At 37.4% G+C, this 23,440-nt stretch carries 18 protein-coding genes; 11 read left to right on the top strand and 7 right to left on the bottom strand.

Annotated elements, in window-relative coordinates; genetic code table 11:
• Positions 1 to 63: 63 nt before the first annotated feature.
• The 7 genes from ACFIKR_RS04105 (at position 64) to ACFIKR_RS04075 (ending at position 9,122) form a co-directional block, all read left to right on the top strand.
• Positions 64 to 1,350: an RsmB/NOP family class I SAM-dependent RNA methyltransferase gene (locus tag ACFIKR_RS04105; RefSeq protein ID WP_375658939.1), complete on the top strand. Its 1,287-nt coding sequence runs from the start codon at positions 64 to 66 to the stop codon at positions 1,348 to 1,350.
• A 132-nt stretch (positions 1,351 to 1,482) separates the two neighbouring features.
• Positions 1,483 to 3,039, top strand: coding sequence for a glutamine-hydrolyzing GMP synthase (guaA, locus tag ACFIKR_RS04100; protein ID WP_375658964.1), 1,557 nt, complete (start codon positions 1,483 to 1,485; stop codon positions 3,037 to 3,039).
• 170 nt (positions 3,040 to 3,209) lie between these two features.
• On the top strand, positions 3,210 to 3,932 hold the full coding sequence (locus ACFIKR_RS04095) for a glycerophosphodiester phosphodiesterase (protein ID WP_375658938.1): 723 nt from the start codon (positions 3,210 to 3,212) through the stop codon (positions 3,930 to 3,932).
• A gap of 964 nt (positions 3,933 to 4,896) precedes the next feature.
• Entirely contained in the window at positions 4,897 to 6,231 is a 1,335-nt protein-coding gene (gene ugpB / locus ACFIKR_RS04090; protein ID WP_375658937.1) for a sn-glycerol-3-phosphate ABC transporter substrate-binding protein UgpB, read from the top strand.
• 95 nt (positions 6,232 to 6,326) lie between these two features.
• Entirely contained in the window at positions 6,327 to 7,211 is an 885-nt protein-coding gene (ugpA, locus tag ACFIKR_RS04085; RefSeq protein ID WP_375658936.1) for a sn-glycerol-3-phosphate ABC transporter permease UgpA, read from the top strand.
• Between the two features lie 10 nt (positions 7,212 to 7,221).
• Positions 7,222 to 8,073 carry a sn-glycerol-3-phosphate ABC transporter permease UgpE gene (ugpE, locus tag ACFIKR_RS04080; RefSeq protein ID WP_375636011.1) on the top strand — a complete coding sequence of 284 codons (852 nt, stop codon included), beginning with the start codon at positions 7,222 to 7,224 and terminating at the stop codon, positions 8,071 to 8,073.
• 2 nt (positions 8,074 to 8,075) lie between these two features.
• Positions 8,076 to 9,122 carry a sn-glycerol-3-phosphate import ATP-binding protein UgpC gene (locus ACFIKR_RS04075; protein WP_375658935.1) on the top strand — a complete coding sequence of 349 codons (1,047 nt, stop codon included), beginning with the start codon at positions 8,076 to 8,078 and terminating at the stop codon, positions 9,120 to 9,122.
• Between the two features lie 1,854 nt (positions 9,123 to 10,976).
• Here ACFIKR_RS04075 and ACFIKR_RS04070 read toward each other — a convergent pair.
• The 3 genes from ACFIKR_RS04070 to ACFIKR_RS04060 are packed head-to-tail and all read right to left on the bottom strand — an operon-like array spanning position 10,977 to position 13,529.
• Positions 10,977 to 11,894, bottom strand: a complete 918-nt coding sequence (locus tag ACFIKR_RS04070; protein ID WP_375658934.1) for a metal ABC transporter solute-binding protein, Zn/Mn family — start codon at positions 11,892 to 11,894, stop codon at positions 10,977 to 10,979.
• Between the two features lie 9 nt (positions 11,895 to 11,903).
• Positions 11,904 to 12,773: a metal ABC transporter permease gene (locus ACFIKR_RS04065; RefSeq protein WP_273790610.1), complete on the bottom strand. Its 870-nt coding sequence runs from the start codon at positions 12,771 to 12,773 to the stop codon at positions 11,904 to 11,906.
• A 3-nt stretch (positions 12,774 to 12,776) separates the two neighbouring features.
• Positions 12,777 to 13,529, bottom strand: coding sequence for an ABC transporter ATP-binding protein (locus ACFIKR_RS04060; RefSeq protein WP_375658933.1), 753 nt, complete (start codon positions 13,527 to 13,529; stop codon positions 12,777 to 12,779).
• 680 nt (positions 13,530 to 14,209) lie between these two features.
• Between ACFIKR_RS04060 and nrdH the strand changes: the two genes are divergently transcribed.
• From nrdH to nrdF, 4 genes are read left to right on the top strand one after another with little or no spacing between them, the layout of a single operon-like run.
• The gene (gene nrdH, locus ACFIKR_RS04055; protein WP_005774163.1) at positions 14,210 to 14,434 is read left to right on the top strand and encodes a glutaredoxin-like protein NrdH; all 225 of its coding nucleotides are present in this window, start codon (positions 14,210 to 14,212) and stop codon (positions 14,432 to 14,434) included.
• Positions 14,434 to 14,832, top strand: coding sequence for a class Ib ribonucleoside-diphosphate reductase assembly flavoprotein NrdI (nrdI, locus tag ACFIKR_RS04050; RefSeq protein ID WP_375636005.1), 399 nt, complete (start codon positions 14,434 to 14,436; stop codon positions 14,830 to 14,832). Before nrdH ends, nrdI begins: the two co-directional genes overlap by 1 nt.
• A complete protein-coding gene (nrdE, locus tag ACFIKR_RS04045) occupies positions 14,814 to 16,964 on the top strand; it encodes a class 1b ribonucleoside-diphosphate reductase subunit alpha (RefSeq protein WP_375658932.1) in 2,151 nt (716 codons plus the stop codon). The genes nrdI and nrdE overlap by 19 nt, the downstream gene beginning before the upstream one ends.
• Positions 16,965 to 16,975: 11 nt before the next feature.
• Complete coding sequence (gene nrdF, locus ACFIKR_RS04040; protein WP_012754609.1) at positions 16,976 to 17,950, top strand: class 1b ribonucleoside-diphosphate reductase subunit beta; 975 nt, start codon at positions 16,976 to 16,978, stop codon at positions 17,948 to 17,950.
• Here the strand turns inward: nrdF and prmC are convergent.
• The 4 genes from prmC to secA all read right to left on the bottom strand — a co-directional run bounded on the left by prmC (position 17,947) and on the right by secA (position 23,255).
• Positions 17,947 to 18,813 carry a peptide chain release factor N(5)-glutamine methyltransferase gene (prmC, locus tag ACFIKR_RS04035; protein ID WP_375658931.1) on the bottom strand — a complete coding sequence of 289 codons (867 nt, stop codon included), beginning with the start codon at positions 18,811 to 18,813 and terminating at the stop codon, positions 17,947 to 17,949. The genes nrdF and prmC overlap by 4 nt on opposite strands.
• The gene (gene prfA / locus ACFIKR_RS04030) at positions 18,810 to 19,886 is read right to left on the bottom strand and encodes a peptide chain release factor 1 (protein ID WP_375644642.1); all 1,077 of its coding nucleotides are present in this window, start codon (positions 19,884 to 19,886) and stop codon (positions 18,810 to 18,812) included. The genes prmC and prfA overlap by 4 nt, the downstream gene beginning before the upstream one ends.
• 221 nt (positions 19,887 to 20,107) lie before the next feature.
• Positions 20,108 to 20,599, bottom strand: coding sequence for a Fur family transcriptional regulator (locus ACFIKR_RS04025; RefSeq protein ID WP_026500203.1), 492 nt, complete (start codon positions 20,597 to 20,599; stop codon positions 20,108 to 20,110).
• Complete coding sequence (gene secA, locus ACFIKR_RS04020; protein ID WP_375658930.1) at positions 20,538 to 23,255, bottom strand: preprotein translocase subunit SecA; 2,718 nt, start codon at positions 23,253 to 23,255, stop codon at positions 20,538 to 20,540. Before secA ends, ACFIKR_RS04025 begins: the two co-directional genes overlap by 62 nt.
• Positions 23,256 to 23,440 lie beyond the last annotated feature (185 nt).

The following is a 23,440-nucleotide window of genomic DNA, read 5'->3' as shown; positions in this document are numbered from 1 at the left end:
AGAAGAAGATAATATTATTTTTTTAGACGATTTAAAATTTTATTATTTTAATGGGAGAAATGAATGCGATTAGGTGGGCGTTTGCAAGCAGCAATAGATGTTCTTAAAGAGATAGAAATGAAGCATCGCCCAGTAGGAGAAGCTTTAAAGGATTGGGGGCTTTCTCATCGCTTTGCTGGAGCAGGTGATCGCGCAGCTATTGGTACAATCGTTTATGATGTTTTAAGACGACGCTATTCTTTACAATGGCGTATGGAGAGTGGTGATATCCGAGATATCGTTTTTGGTGCCTTATTAGATTCTGGAAAAATGACGCTGGAGCAAATTGACGGTGAGTTGGCAGAAGATCGGTTTGCGCCGCAGTTATTAGGAGCTAAACAGCGTAAATCGTGGCAAGGTCAGCAATTAGTGGATGCTCCAGACTATATTCGTGGTGATATTCCGCAATGGTGTCAAGCGCATCTGCGTCCTTTATTTGGTGATAATTGGATCACTGAAGCGGCTGCGTTAGCAACGCGTCCTTCTTTAGATCTACGAGTAAATAATCTAAAGGCAACACCAGAAAAGGTGTTGAAAGAATTAGCAAAAATCAAACTTAAATCTTTGCCATGGTTTGGGCAAGCTTTAAGAATTGCACCGATTGAAAAGTTTCACCGTCATCCTAATGTTCAAGTAGAACCAGCTTTTCAAAAAGGATACTTTGAAATACAAGATTTAGGATCTCAAATTGTTGCTCACCTTGTGGAAGCGCAAGAAAGCATGCAGGTATTAGATTATTGCGCAGGTGCTGGTGGTAAAACATTAGCTTTAGCTTCCGATATGAACAATCGTGGGCAAATTTATGCTTATGATTCAGACAAAGCTCGTTTGGCTCCTATTTTTGATCGTCTTCGACGCGCTGGTGTTCGTAATGTACAAATACGAGTGCAAAGAGAAGAATTAAAACCATTAACAGGTCAGATGGATAGAGTCCTACTAGATGCACCATGTAGTGGGACAGGAACATGGCGTCGTCGTCCAGATGCGAAATGGCGTTTAACATTAGAACAGGTGAAACAACGCCAAACAGAACAGAGGTCTATTTTGAATGAAGCGATAGCTTATCTTAAGCCAAATGGGCGCCTAGTCTATATTACCTGTTCTCTCTTTACAGATGAAAATGAGGAACAAATTTCCCGTTTCCTTCAACAACATTCTCATTTTGTTCCAATAGATATGCCAGCGCTTTGGCAGAAACATTTTAGTTTTTCTCCTGTGCAACCAGTTTTTTCAAATTATGGACTTACTTTGTCGCCGTCCACAACACAAACAGATGGGTTCTTTTTATCTGTGTTGCAAAAAAAACATTGATCCATATTTTTGTATTTTTTATCATAAATTTTACGAGAATAATCTTTTTCTTAAGAAAACAGGCTTGTGAAAAGAGAAAGATTGAATCATAATTCTCATGAGTTTTCTTTTACAATTGTTGATTGGTTTTCTATGAGCATATCACATCCAGACACTGTTCTTATTATTGACTTTGGTTCACAAGTTACACAACTTATTGCACGACGGGTACGAGCAATGGGGGTATATTGTGAAATTGCTCCTTTTCAATTGGCTTTAGAAGCTGTGCGCCGCATAAATCCTAAAGCTATTATTTTATCAGGGAGTCCTTATTCCGTTATTGATGAGGGCTCTCCGCGTGCTCCAATGGAAATTTTTGAGGCGGGTATTCCGATTCTGGGTATTTGCTATGGTGAACAAGTCATGTGTGTTCAGCTTGGAGGAAAGGTTGAAGCTGGACATGAGCGTGAATTTGGGCGTGCTTTTTTGGAAGTACAAGAAGAGAGTGCCCTTTTTGATGGAGTGTGGGAAAAAGGTTCTCATTATCAAGTATGGATGAGCCATGGTGACCGTGTGGCAGCTTTACCAGAAGGTTTTCGTGTCATAGGGACCTCAAACGGAGCTCCCTATGCGGCTATTGCTGATAAAAAAAGACATTTTTATGCAGTACAGTTTCATCCTGAAGTTATCCATACACCAGATGGTACAAAACTTTTGCAAAACTTTATTCATAAAATCTCTGCTATTAAAGGTGGTTGGTCAATGGCTTCTTATCGTGAGCAGGCAATTGCTACGATACGACAAAAAGTTGGGAAAAGTAGTGTGATTTGTGGTCTTTCAGGGGGTGTGGATTCATCTGTTGTAGCGGTACTCCTTCATGAAGCCATAGGAGATCAACTGACATGCATTCTGGTAGACCATGGGCTGATGCGCAAGAATGAAGCTGAAGAAGTTCTCACGCTCTTTCGTGATCATTATAATATAGAGCTTATTCACGTTAATGCTGCCGATATATTTCTTAATGCTTTAGAAGGTGAGACAGATCCAGAAAAAAAGCGCAAAACAATTGGTCGCCTTTTCATTGAAGTTTTTGAAGAAGAAACTAAAAAAATAGGAGGAGCAGAGTTTTTAGCACAAGGAACACTTTATCCAGATGTTATTGAGAGTGTGTCTGCTATTGGTAAAACGGTAACCATTAAAAGCCATCATAATGTGGGTGGGCTACCAGAACAGATGAATATGAAACTTGTAGAACCGTTGCGTGAGCTCTTTAAGGATGAGGTTCGCTTGCTAGGGCGAGAGTTAGGATTACCAGAGCAATTTATTGGTCGCCATCCTTTTCCAGGTCCAGGTCTTGCAATTCGCTGTCCAGGTACCGTGACCCGTGAAAAATTAGAAATTTTACGTGAAGCAGATGCTATCTATCTTGAGGAAATCCGTAAAGCCGATCTTTATGACGAAATTTGGCAAGCTTTTGCTGTTCTTCTTCCTGTTCAAACTGTTGGCGTGATGGGGGATGGTCGTACTTATGAATTTGTTTGTGCTCTTCGCGCCGTCACATCTGTAGATGGAATGACTGCTGATTTTTATCCCTATGATATGGCGTTTTTAAGTAAGACGGCAGCACGTATTATTAACGAAGTTAGAGGGATTAATCGTGTTGTATATGATGTAACCTCAAAGCCTCCTAGTACTATTGAATGGGAATAATTAAAATGAAGGATAAGTCTTTTTAAGAATAAAATATGACTGAGGGGTTGATATTCGAAAAGTGCAGAAAAAATCATTTAAAAATGATTGTGTATTTTCATATGATACAAGCCTTTATCTGGCAATCTGTACGTCAATATCGTTTAAAATTGAGAAATGTGGAATTTTGCATGTCTGAGAAAAAAATTGTTGCACACCGTGGTGGAGCTCATCTTTATCCTGAAAATACTCTTTCGGCATTTAATAATGCTATAGCGTTAGGTGTTGATGAAGTTGAATGTGACGTTCATTTGCTGAGAAGCGGTGAAGTGGTTGTCTTTCACGACTTTCGTCTAGACCAATTGGTTGGAAAAAAGGGGTATATTCAAGACATTGATAATGAAATACGCAAACAGCTCTGCGTAAAAGGAAGCCAAGAAGCACCTCCCTTATTAGAAGAGGTGCTTGATCTTTTAGCACCAACGAATATTGCATTGCATCTTGAAATCAAGACATGTGGTGAAGTGGAGCGTGAAGCAATATTATCCCAAAAAGCGCTTGCGCTAATAAAAAGCCGCAATTTATCAGAACGGGTTTCTGCAATTAGTTTTGATCCTTTGATCCTTTGTCCTTTTATTGAAGCAGGAATACCATCTGGTCCATGTGTTGATAATTTTGAAGGTGATATGTACCGTCATTTTTCTGAATGGAAGCAATTAGGTTATTCTGATCTAAGTTTAGATGGCTCTATTGTTTCACAGGACTTTATTGAATCTGCTCTTGAGGCTGGTTTTACTGTAGGGGTATGGACAATTAATGGAAAAGCTCGGTTATCACATTGGCTTGACATGCCTGTACATTATATTACGACAGATCAACCCGATCTTGCATTGCAATTGCGTGCACAAAGGTAAAAAACACATCAATACAAAGGGAACTATGTATCCTCATGAAGCTAGTGTAATGAAAGAAGAAAAAATATCTAATATATAACAGTAATCCATTGATTTATAACGATAATTAGTCGTTTATTCGTGTGAATAAGAGACCTTAATACGTAAGATTTTCTTATTTCAAATCTTTTTACAATGAATCAATTCAAATCATTTGTTTGCACATTACAAGCAGGGTTGGTGTGTGGATAAAAAATATTGAGAAAAGAATAAAATATTCATTTAACGTATTTCAAATGCAAGACTTATTGAAGCATTAGGGTCTCATATGATGGTGTCGTTTTGCACTTTTAAGAAGTGTAAAAATGATGGCATACAAAAAGTCTTATATACTTTAGTGGAGAGGCTTTATGGCTTATTTTATAGGAGCTATCATGAAATGTAGATGTATTGAAAGATTTTTTAACAGCATGGAAATTGGTAATACAATGTCATTTTGTTTTGCGTAAGGGGCGTGATCTCACTACAGGGAAGGAGACCATTAAGCGCTGAAAAGTGATTTTCTTAGTTTTAAGAAAAATTCTATTTGTCTCTTCGTTAAATTCAGTAGCAACATCGTGTTAAAGTTATAAGCCGAAAATTATAAAACAAATAACAAAAGAATAAACAATTCTTTTTAAAAAAGTAAATCCAGATATTAAAATAGTCATTGAATGACATTTACGATCTATATTTTTTTACCAATTGACTTTGCTTATTTAAGCCATCTCATTTTTTTCAGATAGTTACAAACGCGTATCTCGTTAATACATAAGAAAGCTTATAAAAGAAAACGAATAAATTTAAACAAATTCATTTGACCTTTTGGTGGTTCCTGTTTAAATGAGAGAATATATTTCTGAAATAAAACTGTCATAGCATGTTCATGTGTAATACTATAATTTTAGGGGTAGTTTGTATTCCATCACTTCAGAAAGGGTGAGCCATGAGTCGTTTTTATCTTTCCATAGCGGCCACGGTTGCTATCATAATGTCTACAGCGGGAATAACAGCAAGTTCTGCGCAGACAAAAATCAGCTTTTGGCATTCTATGAGTGGTGAATTAGGAAAGCAAACTGAAAGTCTCATTAACGATTTTAATGCAAGTCAATCTGAGTATAAAGTTGTTCCGTCATTTCGCGGCGAATATGAAGAGGGGTTGATTTCACTCATTGCAGCATTTCGTGGAAAGAAACAGCCAGTGCTTGCCCAAATTTATGACGTTGGTACTGGAACTATGATAGCTGCAAAAGGCGCAATCTATCCATTTTATCAACTTATGGCTGATACAAAACAAGAATTTGATCCTACAGATTATTTCCCTGCTATTAGTGGTTATTACTCCGATGAACAGGGACGTATCGTCTCTATGCCATTCAATATTTCAACTCCCATTCTTTATTATAACAAAGATATCTTTAAAAAAGCAGGGCTTGATCCAGAACAGCCTCCTAAAACGTGGCAAGATATAGAAGACTTTTCCAAAAAAATTCTTGAGGCTAAAGCAGCAACTTGCGGTTTTACGATGGCTTATGCTGCTCAATGGATTGGTATAGAAAATTTTTCAGCGTTGCATAATGTTCCTTTTGGAACGAAGGAAAATGGCTTTAAAGGACTTGATTCAGAACTTACATTTAATGGACCTTTACAAGTGCGTATGTGGACTGACCTGAAAAAGTGGTCTGATCAAGGTATTTTCCGTTATGGTGGTCCAGCAGGTGCATTAGATTCAACACCAATGTTTATGGCACAGAATTGCGCAATTTTTATGCAATCTTCAGGATCACGTGCTGGAATTGTTTCGGAAGCTCAGTTTGATGTGGGAGTTGGTATGCTACCGTATTATAAGGATGCAGAAGGAACACCACAAAATTCAGTTATTGGGGGAGCTTCTATTTGGGCGTTTAAGGGACATACCCCAAAGGAATATGCAGGGGCAGCTGCTTTTCTTAAATTTCTTTCAAAAACAGAAAACCAAGCAAAATGGCATCAGGAAACAGGTTATCTTCCAACCACAAAAGCGACTTATGAATTGAGCAAAAAACAACATTTCTATGAAAAAACGCCAGGTGCAGATATAGCTATCAAACAGATTAATCTTAATCCACCAACAGTTAACTCGAAAGGGATAAGATTTGGTAATTTACCACAAATCCGTGCTATTCTTGATCAAGAGTTGGAAGCTGTTCTTAGTGGTTCAAAAACACCGAAAGATGGTTTAGATGAGACCGTTGAACGTGGAAATAAACTCTTGCGTGAATTTGAAAAATCTAATCATTAATTTCGTTTTATTGTTAAACATTAAAGACTCAACAAAAACAGTTGAGTTCTTTTTGTTTATCTTTTTAAAGTCTCTACATTTAAAGAGCCCTACGAATGCAAGAAAAACATGCATATTTTAAAAATAGTCTACTTTCTTACGGACTGCTTTTCCCTCAGCTTCTTGTGACTTTTTTGTTTTTCTTTTGGCCTGCTGCTCAAGCAATAAAATCATCTTTTGAGCGTGAAGACCCTTTTGGCTTTACAACAACCTTTATTGGTTTTGAAAATTATCTAACCGTTCTTTCTGATCCTACTTATCTGCAATCACTTCTTACAACCGCAGTATTTTCCATCTCAGTTACTGTCGCTTCAATGACAATATCACTTCTTTTAGCTGTCTGTGTTGATCGTGTCATCCGTGCAAAAAAGGCTTATACAATGCTTTTGCTCTGGCCCTATGCTGTTGCTCCAGTATTGGCAGGTATATTATGGCTGTTTATCTTTCATCCCACCATCGGAATTATCCCTTTTCTTCTCGAGAAAATAGGGGTGCTATGGAATTATCGTATTAATGGCACTCAAGCAATGATTCTTATTGTCATAGCGGCTAGTTGGAAACAAATTTCTTACAATTTTCTCTTTTTTCTTACAGGCCTTCAGTCTGTTCCGCGTTCTCAAATAGAAGCAGCCGCCATTGATGGTGCAGGTCCCTTTAAACGATTTTGGACTGTGGTCTTCCCGCAAATTTCACCAACGACGTTTTTCCTTCTTATTGTCAATGTCAATTATGTTATGTTTGATACCTTTGGTATTATTGATAATACAACTTCTGGAGGTCCTGCGCGTGCAACGAGCATCCTCGTCTATAAAGTATATGACGATGGCTTTAGAAATCAAATAATCGGTGCATCAGCAGCACAGTCAACAATATTGATGTTGATGGTTATTGTCTTAACCATTATTCAGTTTCGCTGGATTGAGCGTCGTGTACAATATTAGGAAGTAAATTATGGTTGAAAATCGCCCTATTTTGAAATTTCTAACCCATATTACTCTCATTATTGGCATTATCATTATTTGCTTTCCAGTTTACGTTGCTATCATTGCATCAACCCATAGTTCAGCAGCATTCAACTCGGGAACACTTCCTCTTTTACCTGGGAAATATGCTTTGGAAAATTATAAAACAATCTTTGGTGATGGCCTTGCACAACTCGGTCTTCCCAACCTCTGGCCACTCTTAATGAATTCACTCATTATGGCTCTTGGGATTAGTATTGGAAAAATTATTATTTCACTTTTATCTGCTTATGCAATTGTTTATATGCGTTTTCCTTTCCGAAAAACTGCTTTTGTTCTTATTTTTGTTACATTGATGCTCCCTGTCGAAGTTCGTATTCTTCCAACCTATGAGGTTGTTGCGAAATTGGGGATGATCGACACCTATAGTGGAATGATTATTCCACTTATTGCATCTGCAACCGCTACATTTTTATTTCGCCAGTTTTTTTTGACTATTCCAGATGAACTCTTAGAGGCAGCACGTGTTGATGGTGCAGGTCCTGTTAAATTTTTTAAGGATATTCTTCTTCCTCTTAGTAAAAGCAATATCGCTGCTTTATTTATCATTATGTTTATTTATGGATGGATACAATATCTTTGGCCTCTTATCATCACAACGGATCAAAATCATCAAACGATCCTTATTATTTTAAAACAGCTTATTGTCGAATCACTTCAACATGATCCTCAATGGAATATACTTATGGCAGTATCGGTTGTTGCCATGGTTCCCCCTGTTCTTGTTGTTATCTTCATGCAGCGGCTTTTTATCAAAGGCCTTATTGAAACGGAGAAGTAATTATGGCCATAATCCAGTTATCAAATATAAAAAAACGGTATGACAACGGCATTCTGGTCATTGATGATTTAAACTTAACTGTTGCTGATAAAGAACTTCTTGTTCTTGTCGGTCCTTCAGGGTGCGGAAAATCAACCTTATTGCGTATTATAGCAGGACTTGAACAAGTTACTTCAGGTGAATTATGTATTGATAACGAACGTATCAATGATCGTGAACCAGCTGATCGTGATATTGCTATGGTTTTTCAAAATTATGCTCTTTATCCCCATATGACAGTTCGTGGAAACTTAGAATATGGTCTTAAAAATCGTAAAACTCCTAAAGAAGAAATTAAAAAACGCATCGCACATGCTGCAAAACTTTTGGAGATAGAATCATTTCTTGATCGTAAGCCACGACAATTATCAGGAGGACAACGTCAGCGTGTTGCAATGGGGCGTGTGATTGTACGTCAACCCCGTGTTTTTCTCTTTGATGAACCTCTTTCAAACCTTGATGCAAAATTACGGGCGCAAATGTGTATTGAAATAAAAACACTACAGCGTTCATTAGGAACAACTAGCCTCTATGTTACCCATGATCAACTAGAAGCTATGACATTAGCTGATAGAATAGTCGTTTTGAATAAAGGAGCTATCGAGCAAATTGGAACACCAATGGAAATTTACGACACTCCAGCAACAACATTTGTTGCTGATTTTATTGGTTCTCCTCCTATGAATTTTCTTGATCGCCATGTCTTAGAACAACATTTAGGGCATTCATTTTCTTATGGCGAAGAAACTGATCTTTTAGCATTCAGACCTGAAATAATCTTATTGGGCGAACATCCAGATAAAGGACCTGTCTTTCACACAAAAATTGAGCTTATCAAGCCTATTGGAACAGGTTGCCATGTTTTAACGCGTTGGAATGATATCATCTTTACGATTGAAATAAAAGAACGCTTGACACACGACTATGGTCAAAAACTAAGCTTCACTGTCGCTCATCAGAGTTTTCATACTTTTAACAAAAACACTGGAAAGCGCACAAATAATAAGTAAGCATTAATTGGTGTGACACGACTTTCTTTTATGTTACGTTTCGACTTTCTCGATTGCATTTACAAAATTAGGTTGTAACCGATGGGATTAAAAACAAAATTTTAAAAGTTTTGGTAATGATCCATTGTCCCATGAGGCTGAGAATGTCAAAACATTTATATGAAGAAAATTTGCATTTTCACGATCTGTAAGAAGAATATTATTTTCAAACCTCAAACATAATAAAATCATTTTCATTATAAAAAAATATCAATATAAAATAACCATTTATTAACCATATTTTGTTCATAAAAAACAATATATTATCATGTATTTCTTGATGTAATAATTTATGTAACTTATAAAAAGTAAATGAGAGAAATAGAGGGAAACAATAATTCACAGATGAGAGGGGATGCGCCCCATATCATAGCTTTGATCCCTAACATAAGAAGTCTATTTGATCCAAAAAATACGACGCTGTTCTAAATAGTCTGTACGAGAATAGGCATATTCTATTTTACTGCTGACCATATGATCTTAAATGGTTTCAGAGCTCCTATAAGAAGCTTTTATTTTTTTCTCATGTAAATCACTATGCAATTCTCAGCGAGGGTATCCGGTCAGTTGCAAAAGAAATCACTGAGAGATAGAAGGCGCGCTTGCTTTACAATTTTCATTACTTTTAATGATAAAAGCAGATGAAACACATCTGTAACATCCCATCGATCTTTCTATATTCTTGAGTTAAAAAATTGCCTACAGATCATCCTTTAACAGATCTTTATGAGTATGACATAAGGGATTGGTGCGAACACCTATAAGAATCAGCAGGGACAAAGACAGTTATCTTGTTGTTTTGAAAAGCATTTTATAAAAGCTGGTATATTTTTTCAATATATTGCCAGTCTATTAATGGTTTTATGATATTGCTTTCTTATAAAGTGCGTGCTTTTTTGTTGCTTATAAATCAACCTAAACTTTATACAGCAGTATGTTTGAGACAAATATGAAGACGGCTCAGTGTTGTATTCAGTTTTTGTATATCAGAGTGGAATAAGCTTATCTTCTTATGTAATTTCTAAAATGAGGAGACAGCTTAGTTTAAGGGGAATATGAAAGCAGAAAAATAAAAAATAGTTTCTATCTTTAGCAATTTAGTATTACGATTTTCAAAAATATCTGAGACTATGTCTCTTACATAATGGAGACTGTGCATTGCCGAACACATTTTTTTATTACGTTCTTTGAATAGGATTGCGTCTCTTATACAAAACAGAATATTCTAAACAGAAGGCTATTGGGTTGCCAATGCACGCACTTGTTTTAAAGAATATATTTCAAGGTTGTTCCAACTATTTTTTCACGCAGTCGGTTATGAATAGTATAACATAAAATCCATTGTGTATCGCCATCTTTATGCTTACAACAGTGCAAGCTGGGGCCATCATCATGCTCTCTGCCAGTCTCCAACATTGCAACAATTATTGTGTTGAGACTCTTCATAAGAGGCATTTTTTCTTCAAGTGGTTTTTATTCATACACTCATTCTACTTGCATGTTATAAATGGAGTTGGGTAGATAAAAATACTTTAAGAAAGAGACCCCAAATGCTTCTTATAAATCGTTTCAAGTGTCGAGAGTTATTGTAAAAGAAGCGTTGGAAAATAGAATGATGCCGCTGACGATCTGGGCACCATGAGGCAATAAATCCACTTACTTTATCTATCTTAGCATCTATTGAGTATAAATTTCTCTGTAAAAGTAACATTATTTTATATCAATATTATCAATTATAGATGTTGGGTATCATTAGTAATATAATCATAGACTTACGATTTTATGAACGCTTTTTTATCTCTTTTGTAGAAGATCTTAATGTTTTGTGATGGCATCAATGATGGTATTCACATTATGTTCCATCATATCGAGATAAGTTGCTGCAGGGCCATTTTTATTTGACAATGCATCAGAATAAAGTGTCCCACCAATTTTTAAACCTGTTTCTTTTGCAATCTGTTTTATGAGACGGGGATTAGAGATATTTTCAACGAATAGTGCAGCTGCCTTATTCGCTTTAATTTGTTTGATAAGTTTAGCAACATCAGCTGCGGTTGCTTCAGCTTCTGTTGAAGCACTTTGGGGAGCAAGGATAGTAAAACCATATTCTTTGGCAAAATAGCCAAAGGCGTCATGAGATGTGATAATGATACGTTTATCTTTAGGGATGGTAGCAATTTTTGTTTTCAGGGTATCTTGTGCTATTTTAAGTTTTTGGATGTAGGTTTCGGCATTTTTTTTGTAGCTGGTGCAGGATTGTGGATCGATTTTACAAAAAGCAGCAGCGATATTCTTCACATAGATTTTGACATTGGGAATTGTTTGCCAAGCGTGTGGATCAATAACGCTATGGTGGTGATGGGCATTATGTTCTTGATTTTTCATTTTGAGGGAGGGAATGTTAGCGCTAACTTTGACAAGAAGTGCTTTTGTACCGCTTGCTGTAATGAGGCGATCAATGAATCCTTCTAAATGAAGTCCGTTGATGAAAATAATTTGAGCATTTCTAAGAGCTTGAGCATCATGGGGGGTAGGTTCATAAGTGTGGGTATTCGCATTGGGACCTACAAAAGTTGTCATAGAGATATGATTGTCTCCTACATTTTTTACGAGATCTGCGAGAATAGAAAAGCTCGCAACAACTTTTATTTTATTGTGTGCAGAAGCAGAAAATGGAGAAAGGGCAAGAAATAAAGCTCCAAGAAGAACAAATTTTTGAGTAAACTTAGGCACATTTTTTCCTTAAAGTGATGAGGTATAAAAGAGGTGGGGAAACCATGTTACAATAAAGCCACGTGGACTTATTAAGCAGGAAACAAGATAAATAAATCCTGCGGCAATGATGATAGCAGGGCCGGAGGGAAGAGAAAGATGAAAAGAAAGCAGGAGACCACATACGCTAGAAATGATTCCAAAAAGAGTGGAAAGCGCGCAAATAGGGCCTAGCCGTGAAAACCAAAAACGGGCTGTAATAGCTGGAATCATCATAATGCCAACGGAAAGTAATGTTCCTAGTGATTGAAAGCCTCCAACCAGATTCAACACCACAAGTCCAAGCAATGAAATATGAATATATTTACTCAACGGAGAGAGTGATTTAAAAAAGAGGGGGTCAAAGCTTTCTAAAACAAGTGCACGCCAAAAAATACAAAGGCTGCATAGTGTAATCAGCATTATAGTAGTGATTAACCAAAGGGCTTGTGCATCAAGTGCAAGAACCGATCCGAATAAGAGATGAAGCAGCTCAATTGTTGAGTCTTTTAGTGAGATAATAATGACACCTGCCGCGAGTGCAATAAGATAAAAGACGGTCATGGATGCATCTTCTTTCTGAAAGCTATTTCGTGAAATTAAAATGGTTGCTAAAGCAACAATAATACCAGCGAAGATGCCACCAAGTGTCATAGATATGAGGGAAAAGCCACAAATCAGAAAAGCAGTTGCAACACCAGGAAGAATGGCATGAGAGATAGCATCTCCTGTCAAGCTCATTCCACGGAGCATCAAAAATACACCAACAGGACAAGCGCTAATAGACAGGAAAATAGAACCGATAAGGGCGTTTTGCATAAATTGGAAATCAACAAAGGGGGCAAGAAAAAATGCATACACGTCTTATAACCTAAGAAAGAGAGAATCATTGATGGGAAGATTTTGTTTTTGTGCTCTAATAGGAAAAGAATTGGATGTGAGAGGTGGCATAACGTGATGAATAGTGTTGTTTAAAAACTGTGTTGTTTCTCCATAAAAGGCGTTTTGTTGATTAATTTGAATCATTTGGGGGAAAAACTCTTGCACGATGAGAGGGTTATGGAGTGCTGTGAGAACTGTGCGTCCTTGCTGTTGCCAGTATGTGATCAGTGTAAGAAGGTCTTTTTGGGTATTATGATCTACACCATTGAAAGGTTCATCAAGCAAAATAATATTGGCATCTTGCACAATGATACGTGCAAAAAGAGCGCGTTGTAATTGTCCGCCTGATAATGTTTCAAGCGAACGGGGTGCGAGTTCTGTAAGCCCAACCATTTCAAGCGCATTTTGAATCTTAGAATCATAAGGGCGCTGGCTTTTCCATAATCCACAAAAAGACCACAGTCCTGTTTTTACAAGCGTTTTCACATCAATTGGAAATGTTTGATCTATATCATATTGCTGAGAAAGATAAGCAATGCGGCTTTTTTTTGGTTTTGTAATTTTTCCCTTAAGAGGTTTAATTAATCCGGCGATGGCTTTTAGCAGTGTCGATTTTCCAGCGCCATTATCACCTGTTACTGCGACCAATGAACCACCTTTTAATTTTGCTGAAAAGTTCTTTATTGCTATTCTATTTCCATAGCCTAAAGTTGTCTTATTGAAGTGCAGATCCATATTTTTTACCATCGTTGCTTATTATTTTGGAAACTATGTAATAATATAACGTTTGTCAATAAAATGTTATATTATTACATAGTTTTGAGGACTGAAAATTTTAGTGGGAAGATCGTGGAAAATTAAAAATAATAATTGAATTCACCTTGACGAAAGAGAGAGAGTATATACTATATATAGTATCAAAATGATTGGTGATTCTAAATAAGCACAAGAGAGGGTGTTAGTGTGTTTCGTTTGGTATCTAAGTTATTTCCATTATTGTAAAGAGTTTATTGACCAAGGGCATAGCAGTATTTTTGCTGAAAGATCTCTTTTGGAAGGATTCCTTTCGTTTTTGTAATTGATTTTTGCCGTAAAAGAGTAAAACAGAGCTCTTGAAAAACGGTAGTTTAGAACGTTAATTTTTTAGACAGCAGGAGGGAATTGTAATGCAAGCAAAAGATTGTTTTATAACTGGGGGGCTCTGCCATTTAAGTTATAGAATAATCGCTTATTCTCATCATAGTCTTTGAAGTTATTTGATGAGGAATTCTGTTATGTTCAAGAAGCTGTGTACTATTTGAAAATAACCACATGTTTTGCGTACAATTTCTGTTTTTTGTTATTCTTGAGTACTTATAAAATTATTAGATTGACCTTTTAGGGTTGATTGTTTGGAATTGTGAAAGTTGAAGAAAATGTCGATCACTATTTATAGCAAACCATCTTGTGTCCAATGTGATGCTACACGCCGCGCTTTTGATGCAAAAGGCATTCATTATCGTGTTGTTGATATTTCTTGTGATGAACAAGCATACAGTTTTGTTCAATCTCTGGGGTATCGTCAGGTTCCTGTCGTTGTTTGTGGTGAAAATCATTGGTCTGGTTTTAGACCAGATATGATTAGTGGTCTTTGTGCTTAATGGGGCTTATTGTTTATTATTCGAGTGCAACGGGTAATACAGAACATTTTGTCTCGCAACTTGGTCAACGACTCTTCAAAATTGATAAAAGAAAGCCTTCTGCATTGGTTGGTGAACCTTATGTACTGGTTGTTCCTACATATGCAGATGGTGAAGGAAGAGGAGCAGTGCCGAAAGCCGTTATCCATTTTCTTAATGAAGCTGAGAACCGAAAATTAATTCGTGGTGTCATTGGTGGTGGGAATCGTAATTTTGGTTGTTATTATAATTTAGCAAGTAAAATCATTGCTGAAAAATGTTGTGTACCTTGCCTTTATCGTTTTGAGCTGCGTGGAACTGATGAAGACGTTATTTATGTAAAAAAGGGATTGGAAAGATTTTGGAAACAATTGGTATAGGACAATCGCAGAAATCGGATCAGATTACTGATTATCATGCGCTGAATGCAATGCTTAATCTTTATGATGAAAATGGTCATATTCAATTTGATATGGATCGGCTTGCCGCACGGCAATATTTTCTTCAGCATGTTAATCAAAATACAGTTTTTTTTCATAACCTGAAGGAAAAAATAGACTACTTAATAGAAGAAGGTTATTATGAAAAAGCTTTATTTGGGCTTTATGATTTTTCTTTTATTAAAAAGCTTTTTAAACGTGCTTATGCATTTAAGTTTCGTTTCCCTACCTTTTTAGGCGCATTTAAGTACTATACCAGCTATACATTAAAGACTTTTGATGGGAAACGTTATCTTGAACGTTATGAAGATCGTGTTTGTCTTGTAGCTTTATATTTGGCACAAGGGAATAAAGCTCTTGCTGAAAGTTTTGTGGATGAAATTATTACAGGACGTTTTCAGCCGGCAACACCGACATTTTTAAATGCTGGGAAAAAACAACGTGGTGAATTGGTTTCGTGTTTTTTGCTACGTGTTGAAGATAATATGGAATCGATAGGTCGTTCGGTTAATTCGGCTTTGCAGCTTTCAAAACGTGGTGGAGGTGTGGCGCTTTGTTTAACGAATTTGCGGGAAGCTGGGGCACCAATTAAGCAAATAGAAAATCAGTCCTCAGGAGTCTTACCGGTGATGAAACTCTTGGAAGATTCTTTTTCTTACGCCAATCAGCTTGGGGCAAGACAGGGGGCTGGAGCTGTTTATTTGCATGCTCACCATTTAGATATTATGAAGTTTTTGGATACAAAGCGTGAAAATGCTGATGAAAAAGTTAGAATCAAAACGCTTTCGCTTGGTGTCGTTATTCCTGATATTACTTTTGAGCTTGCACGGAATAATGAGGATATGTATCTCTTCTCATCTTATGATATCGAGCGTGTGACAGGTAAACCCTTTAGCGATATTTCTTTAACGGAGCATTATCGTTCTTTTGTTGATAATGCAAAGATTCGTAAAAAGAAAATAAGTGCACGCGTTTTTTTCCAGACATTAGCGGAAATTCAATTTGAGTCGGGTTATCCCTATATTTTATTTGAGGATACTGCTAATCGATCGAACCCAATAGCTGGGCGCATAAGTATGAGCAATTTATGTTCAGAAATTTTGCAGGTGAGTGAGGCAAGTGAACTGGAGACAGATTTAACTTATCGCACGATTGGAAGTGATATATCCTGTAATCTTGGATCCATGAATATTGCCAAAGCAATGGAAAGTCCTGATTTCGGACAGACCGTGGAATCTGCTGTTCGTGCCCTTACTGCGGTTTCGGATATGAGCAATATTGCCTGTGTGCCTTCCATTGCGAAAGGCAATGCTGAAAGTCATGCGATTGGTTTGGGACAAATGAATTTGCACGGGTTTCTAGCGCGTGAACAGATCTATTATGGATCTCCAGAAGCGATAGATTTTACCAATATCTATTTTTATATTGTGACATATCACGCCATACGGGCTTCCAGTTTGATTGCACGTGAACGTCAAGAAATGTTTGCAGGGTTTGAAAAATCAGCTTATGCAGATGGACGTTTTTTCGAAAAATATATTGAAAAAGAATGGAAACCGCAATTTGCGCTTGTGCAAGAGCTTTTTGCACGGAATAATATTGTTATCCCAGATCAAAAGGATTGGCAGGAACTCAAAAAATTAGTCATTGAGTATGGGCTTTATAACCGTAATTTGCAGGCAGTTCCACCTACGGGATCTATTTCCTATATTAATCATGCCACTTCTTCTATTCATCCAATTGCTTCAAAAATTGAAATTCGCAAAGAAGGAAAAATTGGACGCGTTTATTATCCCGCTCCTTATATGGATAATACGAATTTGAATTTTTACCAAGATGCTTATGAGATTGGTCCTGAAAAAATTATAGATACCTATGCTGCTGCAACACAGCATGTTGATCAAGGTCTTTCATTGACATTATTTTTTCCTGATACCGCTACCACACGTGATATTAACCGCGCACAAATTTATGCCTGGAAAAAGGGTATAAAGAGTATTTACTATGTACGATTACGGCAAGTAGCATTAAGTGGAACAGAAGTTGATGGCTGTGTTTCGTGCAGTTTATAGGAGATCATCATATGACAAAGATTACAACCAAAAATCCTGTTGTGTGCGCTGTTAATTGGAATAGATTACATGATGAGAAAGATCTTGAAGTATGGAACCGCTTAACTGGGAATTTTTGGTTACCTGAGAAGGTTCCACTTTCCAATGATATTCCCTCATGGTCAAGCTTAACAGATGAAGAACGTAAATTAACAATTCGTGTTTTTACAGGATTAACGCTTTTAGATACAATTCAAAATACTGTTGGAGCCATTTCGCTTCTGGCTGATGCAATAACAGAGCATGAGGAGGCAGTGTTGACGAATATTGCTTTCATGGAAGCGGTTCATGCACGTTCTTATTCCTCTATTTTTTCAACCCTTTGTTCGACGGTAGAAGTTGATGATGCGTTTAGATGGTCAGAAGAAAATATTCATTTGCAGAAAAAGGCTAGATTAGTACTTGAGCGTTATGAAGCAAATGATCCACTTAAGAAAAAAATTGCTTCGACTTTGCTGGAAAGCTTTTTATTTTATTCTGGTTTTTATTTGCCCATGTATTGGGCCAGTCGCGCTAAGTTGACCAATACAGCAGATCTCATTCGATTAATCATTCGTGATGAAGCAGTCCATGGTTATTATATAGGTTATAAATTCCAATTGGGCTTTGCAAAGCTTGATGAAGCCAAAAAGAAAGAAATTAAAGATTTTGCTTTTAACCTGCTCTTTGATCTTTATAATATCGAGTGCAAATATACTGAAGATCTTTATGATGCACTTGGATTGACAGAAGATGTTAAAATTTTTCTTCATTATAATGCTAACAAGGCTTTAATGAATTTAGGTTTTGAAGCTCTTTTTCCCCCTGAGGTTTGTCGTGTTAATCCCGCTATTTTGGCAGCTTTATCACCAAACTCTGATGAAAATCATGACTTTTTTTCAGGGGCAGGTTCTTCTTATGTCATTGGCAAGGCGGTTGCTACCACGGATGATGATTGGGAATTTTAATGTTTGCATGCAAATAGAAGTGCGCGGGGTATTCCACTTAGATCTTTACGCACTTCTAAACATTGAAAACCATTTTTTTCAAATAAATTACAGACTTCATTTTCTTGAGAGTAACCAATTTCAACAGCAACATAGCCGTTTTCTTTTAAGTAGTTGGCTGCTTCATGGGCGAGTTTTCGATAAAAATCAAGTCCATCTTCCCCTCCTATTAGGGCGCGCAATGGGTCATGTAAGCGCACTTCTTTTGCAAGTTTTTTGATATCTTGTGCGGGAATATAAGGTGGATTGGAAACAATGAAATCAAAGCGATTTGCGACAGCATCAAACCAGTCGCTAAGAAGAGGTGTGAAGCGGTGTGCTACTTCAGCATTTTTTGCATTTTTCTTCGCTGTTTTAAGGGCATCTTCAGAAATATCGACTGCCACCGCATAGGATTGGGGAATTTGTTTAAGGAGTGTAATGGCAATGGCGCCACTTCCTGTTCCCATATCAAGGAATCTTGTTCTTCTCGAATTTTCGACCTGTTTTTGGAGAAAAGGGAGAACAAGATCTATTAGCGTTTCTGTATCAGGACGAGGTTCTAACGTCTCTTGAGACAATGCAAAAGATATACCATAAAATTCTCGTGCTCCTATAATACGGTAGACAGGTTCTCCTGCAATACGCCGTTGTAGAGCCTGTTCTATTTGTATAATATGCTCAGAAGACAGATGCATATCTGGTTTAGAAATTCTTTCAGCAGCATTTATTCCTGTTATCCATTCAACGAGTATTTTCGCATCGAGATCGGCTTCAGCAATTCCTTTCGTGCGCAATTTTTCTTGCATTCGTTGGATGACATTCTTGAAAGAATATTCGCTCAATTATTATCCATTTCCATAAGCAGTGTTGTTTGATGATCTGAGATGAGTGCATGAAGAAGCTCATCAAGATCTCCCTCTAGAATGCGATCAAGCTTATACAAGGTTAGATTAATACGGTGATCCGTAACACGTCCTTGTGGAAAATTATAGGTACGAATACGTTCTGAACGATCACCAGAACCAACTTGGCTTTTACGAGAAGCTGAACGTTCACTTTCCGCTTTTTGTCGTTCGATATCGAATAAGCGTGCCCGTAAAATTTGAAGGGCTCGTGCTCGGTTTTGATGTTGTGATTTTTCTGCTTGTACGACCATAATTCCTGTTGGAATATGCGTGATACGAACAGCTGAATCCGTTGTATTAACATGCTGTCCTCCTGCTCCAGATGCACGCATTGTGTCAATACGAATATCTTCAGGGCGAATATCAATATCAATTTCTTCAGCCTCCGGAAGGACTGCAACGGTAGCAGCAGATGTATGGATACGTCCACCGGTTTCTGTTTCGGGGATGCGTTGCACACGGTGAACCCCTGATTCATATTTCAATTTAGAAAAGACACCTTTTCCTGAGATAGTAGCAATAATCTCTTTATATCCGCCAACTTCTCCCTCACTGAGTGAAATAACTTCTACTGTCCAATGGTGAGCATGGGCATAACGTTCATACATACGGAAAAGATCACCGGAAAAAAGTGCTGCTTCTGATCCACCCGTTCCTGCTCGAATTTCAACAATAGCGTTTTTTTCATCAGCAACATCTTTAGGCAAAAGCAGAATCTGGAGTTCTTTTTCAAATTGCTCTACTTTTTTATATAACAATGGTAGCTCTTCTTGGGCAAGATTACGCATCTCTACGTCTGTTTGTTTATCATTGATAATTGTTTCTAATTCTGTAATCTCTTTGTAAAGAGCATTTAATGCACGTATAGAGGCAATAACGGGTTGTAGTTCTGCATATTCAGAAGCTAATTTGACATATGTTTCAGCATTTGGATTAGTCGTCATTTGGCTTTCAATTATTTCAAAGCGCTTTTCAAGCTGTCTCATACGATCTTGTGGCAAGGAAACCATGATAATATTGGCCTAATTTTTCATAATACAATTTTTATAATATTTTGTTGCAATGATTTTTTGTTATAATACTGACAATGAATTACCGTATAGCATCATACAAAAAGGGGTAATAGAGCAAAAATTTTTTTTGCCAATGGAAATTATTATATCTTAAAGGTAAATTTTTATAAAACTCGATTTACCTGAGGTATTTTATCTAATGATATATAATCACTTTTTTAAGAGTTTTTTTTTCCGTAAAGTTCAAGGCGGTGATGAATAATATCATAGCCAAGGGACTTTGCAATTTCCTCTTGCAGCTTTTCAATAACATCAGAATGAAACTCGATAACTTGTCCTGTTTCTATATCAATGAGATGATCATGATGTTGCCCATCTGCTTGCTCAAAACGGGATGGACCACCACTAAAGCTATGGCGATGAATTGTTCCATTTCCTTCTAATGTTTTCATGGTTCGATAAACAGTTGAGAGTGAAATACTCGAATCTATTTTGTTTGCACGCTGAAAAATTTCAAATGCATTGGGATGGTCATTTGTGTCAGTCAAAATATCAAGAATAACTCGTCGTTGACGTGTTACTCTTAAACCAGCTGTGCGCAATTCTTGCTCATAATTTCGCTTTTTATTCATTTTCATAGTTTGCTTTTCAAACAAAGGCTCCATGACAGTGTTTGTATTTTTTCTCTGAACCGCAAGGACAACGCTCATTACGTCCAACTTTTCCCCATGTGGTTATATCATTAGGGTCACGATCTTGTGGATTAACAAATCTATTTTCTTGTGATCGTGCCCATAAGGTGGGAGCATTTTCTTGACTTTGATCATTAAAGACAGAAGAAGCAGCATCAGTTTGCTCAGGCATGGTCGGTTCTGTAGGTTGTTGAATGATTTCAAAGCGCATAAGCTTAGAAGTGACAATTCGGCGCAAATTTCTCAACATACTTTGAAAGAGTTCAAAAGATTCTGTCTTATATTCATTGAGCGGATCCCGCTGCGCATAACCACGAAAACCAACAACAGAACGCAAATGGTCTAAACTCACCAGATGTTCACGCCATAACGTGTCAATAGTTTCGAGCAATACTGCCTTGTGAAAATAAGCCATAACCTCTGGAGAATAGCGTTCAGTACGTTCATTTTCAAGTTTTATAACAGCATCTGATACACGCTCCAAAATTTGCTCCTCGGCAATTCCATCTTCTTTTGCCCACTCTTCTACTGGAAGCTCAAGATTAAAGAGTTGTTGAAGTTCTTCTTCGAGAGTTTTTACATCCCATTTTTCAGAATATGTCCCTGATGGAATATAAGCCTCTACGAGATCCTCTACGACTTCATTGCGCATTTCAAGGATCATTTCTGATAAATCATCTGCGTCCATGATCTCCATACGCTGTTCAAAAATAACCTTGCGTTGATCATTCATGACATCATCATATTTTAGCAGATTTTTACGAATTTCAAAGTTTCGTGCTTCGACCTTTTTTTGTGCTTTTTCAAGGGCTTTATTAATCCATGGATGGATAATAGCTTCATTTTCTTTCAATCCAAGTTTTTGCAGCATACCATCCATACGATTGGAGCCAAAGATACGCATAAGATCATCTTGAAGAGAAAGAAAGAATTTTGAGCGACCTGGATCGCCTTGGCGACCAGAACGTCCACGAAGCTGGTTATCAATACGACGGCTTTCATGACGTTCCGTCGCAATAACGTAAAGACCACCAGCCGCTAAAGCTTTGTCTTTAAGCTTCTGAACATCTTTTTTTATTTCTTCAATTTTAGCTGTCCGCTCTGGACCTTCGGGGATATCCTGTAACTCTTGTCGGATGCGCATTTCAACATTACCACCAAGCTGTATATCCGTACCGCGTCCTGCCATGTTGGTTGCGATGGTGAGAGCTCTAGGAACTCCTGCTTGCGCAATGATGTACGCTTCTTGTTCGTGATAGCGAGCATTTAAGACTCTAAAATCGGTAATGCCTTCTTTTCGCAAACGCTCTGCCAATTGTTCTGACTTTTCAATAGAGGTTGTTCCAACAAGAATAGGCTGTTCTTTTTCGTGTGCTTGACGGATATCACGCACAATTGCCCGATATTTCTCTTCTGCTGTTCGATAAATTTCATCATCTTCATCAATACGTTGTATTGGCAAATTTGTAGGGACTTCAACAACGTCAAGACCATAAATATTTCTGAATTCTTCGGCTTCTGTTGTTGCAGTTCCAGTCATTCCAGATAATTTCCTATACATACGGAAGTAATTTTGGAAAGTGATGGAAGCAAGTGTCTGGTTTTCTGGTTGAATAGCAACATGCTCCTTAGCTTCTAACGCTTGATGAAGTCCTTCAGAATAACGCCGCCCAGGCATCATTCGCCCTGTAAATTCATCAATAATAACGATTTCATCATTGCGAACAATGTAATCTTTATCGCGAGCAAACAGTTTATGAGCTTTTAGAGCATTATTGACATGATGAACGATAGCGACATTTTCTATGTCATAAAGGCTTTCACCTTTAAGATGTCCAGCTTGTTCGAGCATTTTTTCAATTTTTTCAGTACCAACTTCGGTAAAAGTCGTTGTTTTTTGTTTTTCGTCTATTTCATAGTCTTCTGGAGTTAAGGCAGGAATAAATGTATCAATAAGGTTATAGAAGTCAGTACGATCTTCTAGAGGACCAGAAATAATAAGGGGTGTACGGGCTTCATCAATAAGAATCGAATCAACTTCATCAACAATTGCGTAATGATGTCCACGTTGGACCATTTGACTACGATCAAAGGCCATATTATCACGCAAATAATCAAAACCTAGTTCATTATTTGTGGCATAGGTGATGTCGCATGCATAGGCCTCTCGGCGGGCATCACTATCAAGATCATGGAGAATCACGCCTGTTGTAAGCCCTAGAAAACTAAAAATTTTTCCCATTGTTTCAGCATCACGACTGGCGAGATAATCATTTACTGTCACAACATGAACGCCTTTACCTTCCAATGCATTGAGATAAATTGGTAAAGTTGCCATTAATGTTTTACCTTCACCAGTACGCATTTCAGCTATGCCACAGTCGTGAAGGACCATTCCACCAATAAGTTGTACGTCAAAAGGACGCATGTCATAAACACGTTTTGCGGTTTCACGAACAGTTGCGAAAGCTTCTGGTAAGAGCAAATCAACACTTTCACCTTCACTAAGACGTTTACGAAAGGCATCTGTTTTTTGGCAAAGCTGCTCATCACTTAATTTTACAAATTGTTCTTCCAAAGCATTAATTTGTACAACTTTTTGGCGGAGTGCTTTGAGACGTCGCTCATGAGCTGAACCAAAAAACTTACGGGCAAAAACACCTAAACTGACCATCTCTGGCCCTTTCTTTTAATTGTTGTCACTCTTGTTGGGTAATTCATACGCTTTCCCCATACTCTACATTTTCTTCAAGTTATCTGATATGGCTAGAGACATCATGAAATGCAGATGGTACCATTATACTTGTTGGTGTGCAATTTTTCACTTTAATTGTAAAGTAGAGATAAGAGGCTAAGCGC

It is taken from the genome of Bartonella sp. MR30HLJHH, from assembly GCF_042194195.1.
Lineage (GTDB): Bacteria > Pseudomonadota > Alphaproteobacteria > Rhizobiales > Rhizobiaceae > Bartonella > Bartonella grahamii.
The sequence above is the reverse complement of the archived record's forward strand: the minus strand, read 5'-3'. Positions and strand labels throughout refer to the sequence as shown.

What these genes read in the sequence shown, in the direction of transcription:
- ACFIKR_RS04105 (WP_375658939.1), top strand. Translation starts at nt 64, where the DNA reads ATGCGATTAGGTGGGCGTTTGCAAGCAGCAATAGATGTTCTTAAAGAG.
- guaA (WP_375658964.1), top strand. Translation starts at nt 1,483, where the DNA reads ATGAGCATATCACATCCAGACACTGTTCTTATTATTGACTTTGGTTCA.
- ACFIKR_RS04095 (WP_375658938.1), top strand. Translation starts at nt 3,210, where the DNA reads ATGTCTGAGAAAAAAATTGTTGCACACCGTGGTGGAGCTCATCTTTAT.
- ugpB (WP_375658937.1), top strand. Translation starts at nt 4,897, where the DNA reads ATGAGTCGTTTTTATCTTTCCATAGCGGCCACGGTTGCTATCATAATG.
- ugpA (WP_375658936.1), top strand. Translation starts at nt 6,327, where the DNA reads ATGCAAGAAAAACATGCATATTTTAAAAATAGTCTACTTTCTTACGGA.
- ugpE (WP_375636011.1), top strand. Translation starts at nt 7,222, where the DNA reads ATGGTTGAAAATCGCCCTATTTTGAAATTTCTAACCCATATTACTCTC.
- ACFIKR_RS04075 (WP_375658935.1), top strand. Translation starts at nt 8,076, where the DNA reads ATGGCCATAATCCAGTTATCAAATATAAAAAAACGGTATGACAACGGC.
- ACFIKR_RS04060 (WP_375658933.1), bottom strand. Translation starts at nt 13,529, where the DNA reads ATGGATCTGCACTTCAATAAGACAACTTTAGGCTATGGAAATAGAATA.
- nrdH (WP_005774163.1), top strand. Translation starts at nt 14,210, where the DNA reads ATGTCGATCACTATTTATAGCAAACCATCTTGTGTCCAATGTGATGCT.
- nrdI (WP_375636005.1), top strand. Translation starts at nt 14,434, where the DNA reads ATGGGGCTTATTGTTTATTATTCGAGTGCAACGGGTAATACAGAACAT.
- nrdF (WP_012754609.1), top strand. Translation starts at nt 16,976, where the DNA reads ATGACAAAGATTACAACCAAAAATCCTGTTGTGTGCGCTGTTAATTGG.
- prfA (WP_375644642.1), bottom strand. Translation starts at nt 19,886, where the DNA reads ATGGTTTCCTTGCCACAAGATCGTATGAGACAGCTTGAAAAGCGCTTT.
- ACFIKR_RS04025 (WP_026500203.1), bottom strand. Translation starts at nt 20,599, where the DNA reads ATGAGCGTTGTCCTTGCGGTTCAGAGAAAAAATACAAACACTGTCATG.
- secA (WP_375658930.1), bottom strand. Translation starts at nt 23,255, where the DNA reads ATGGTCAGTTTAGGTGTTTTTGCCCGTAAGTTTTTTGGTTCAGCTCAT.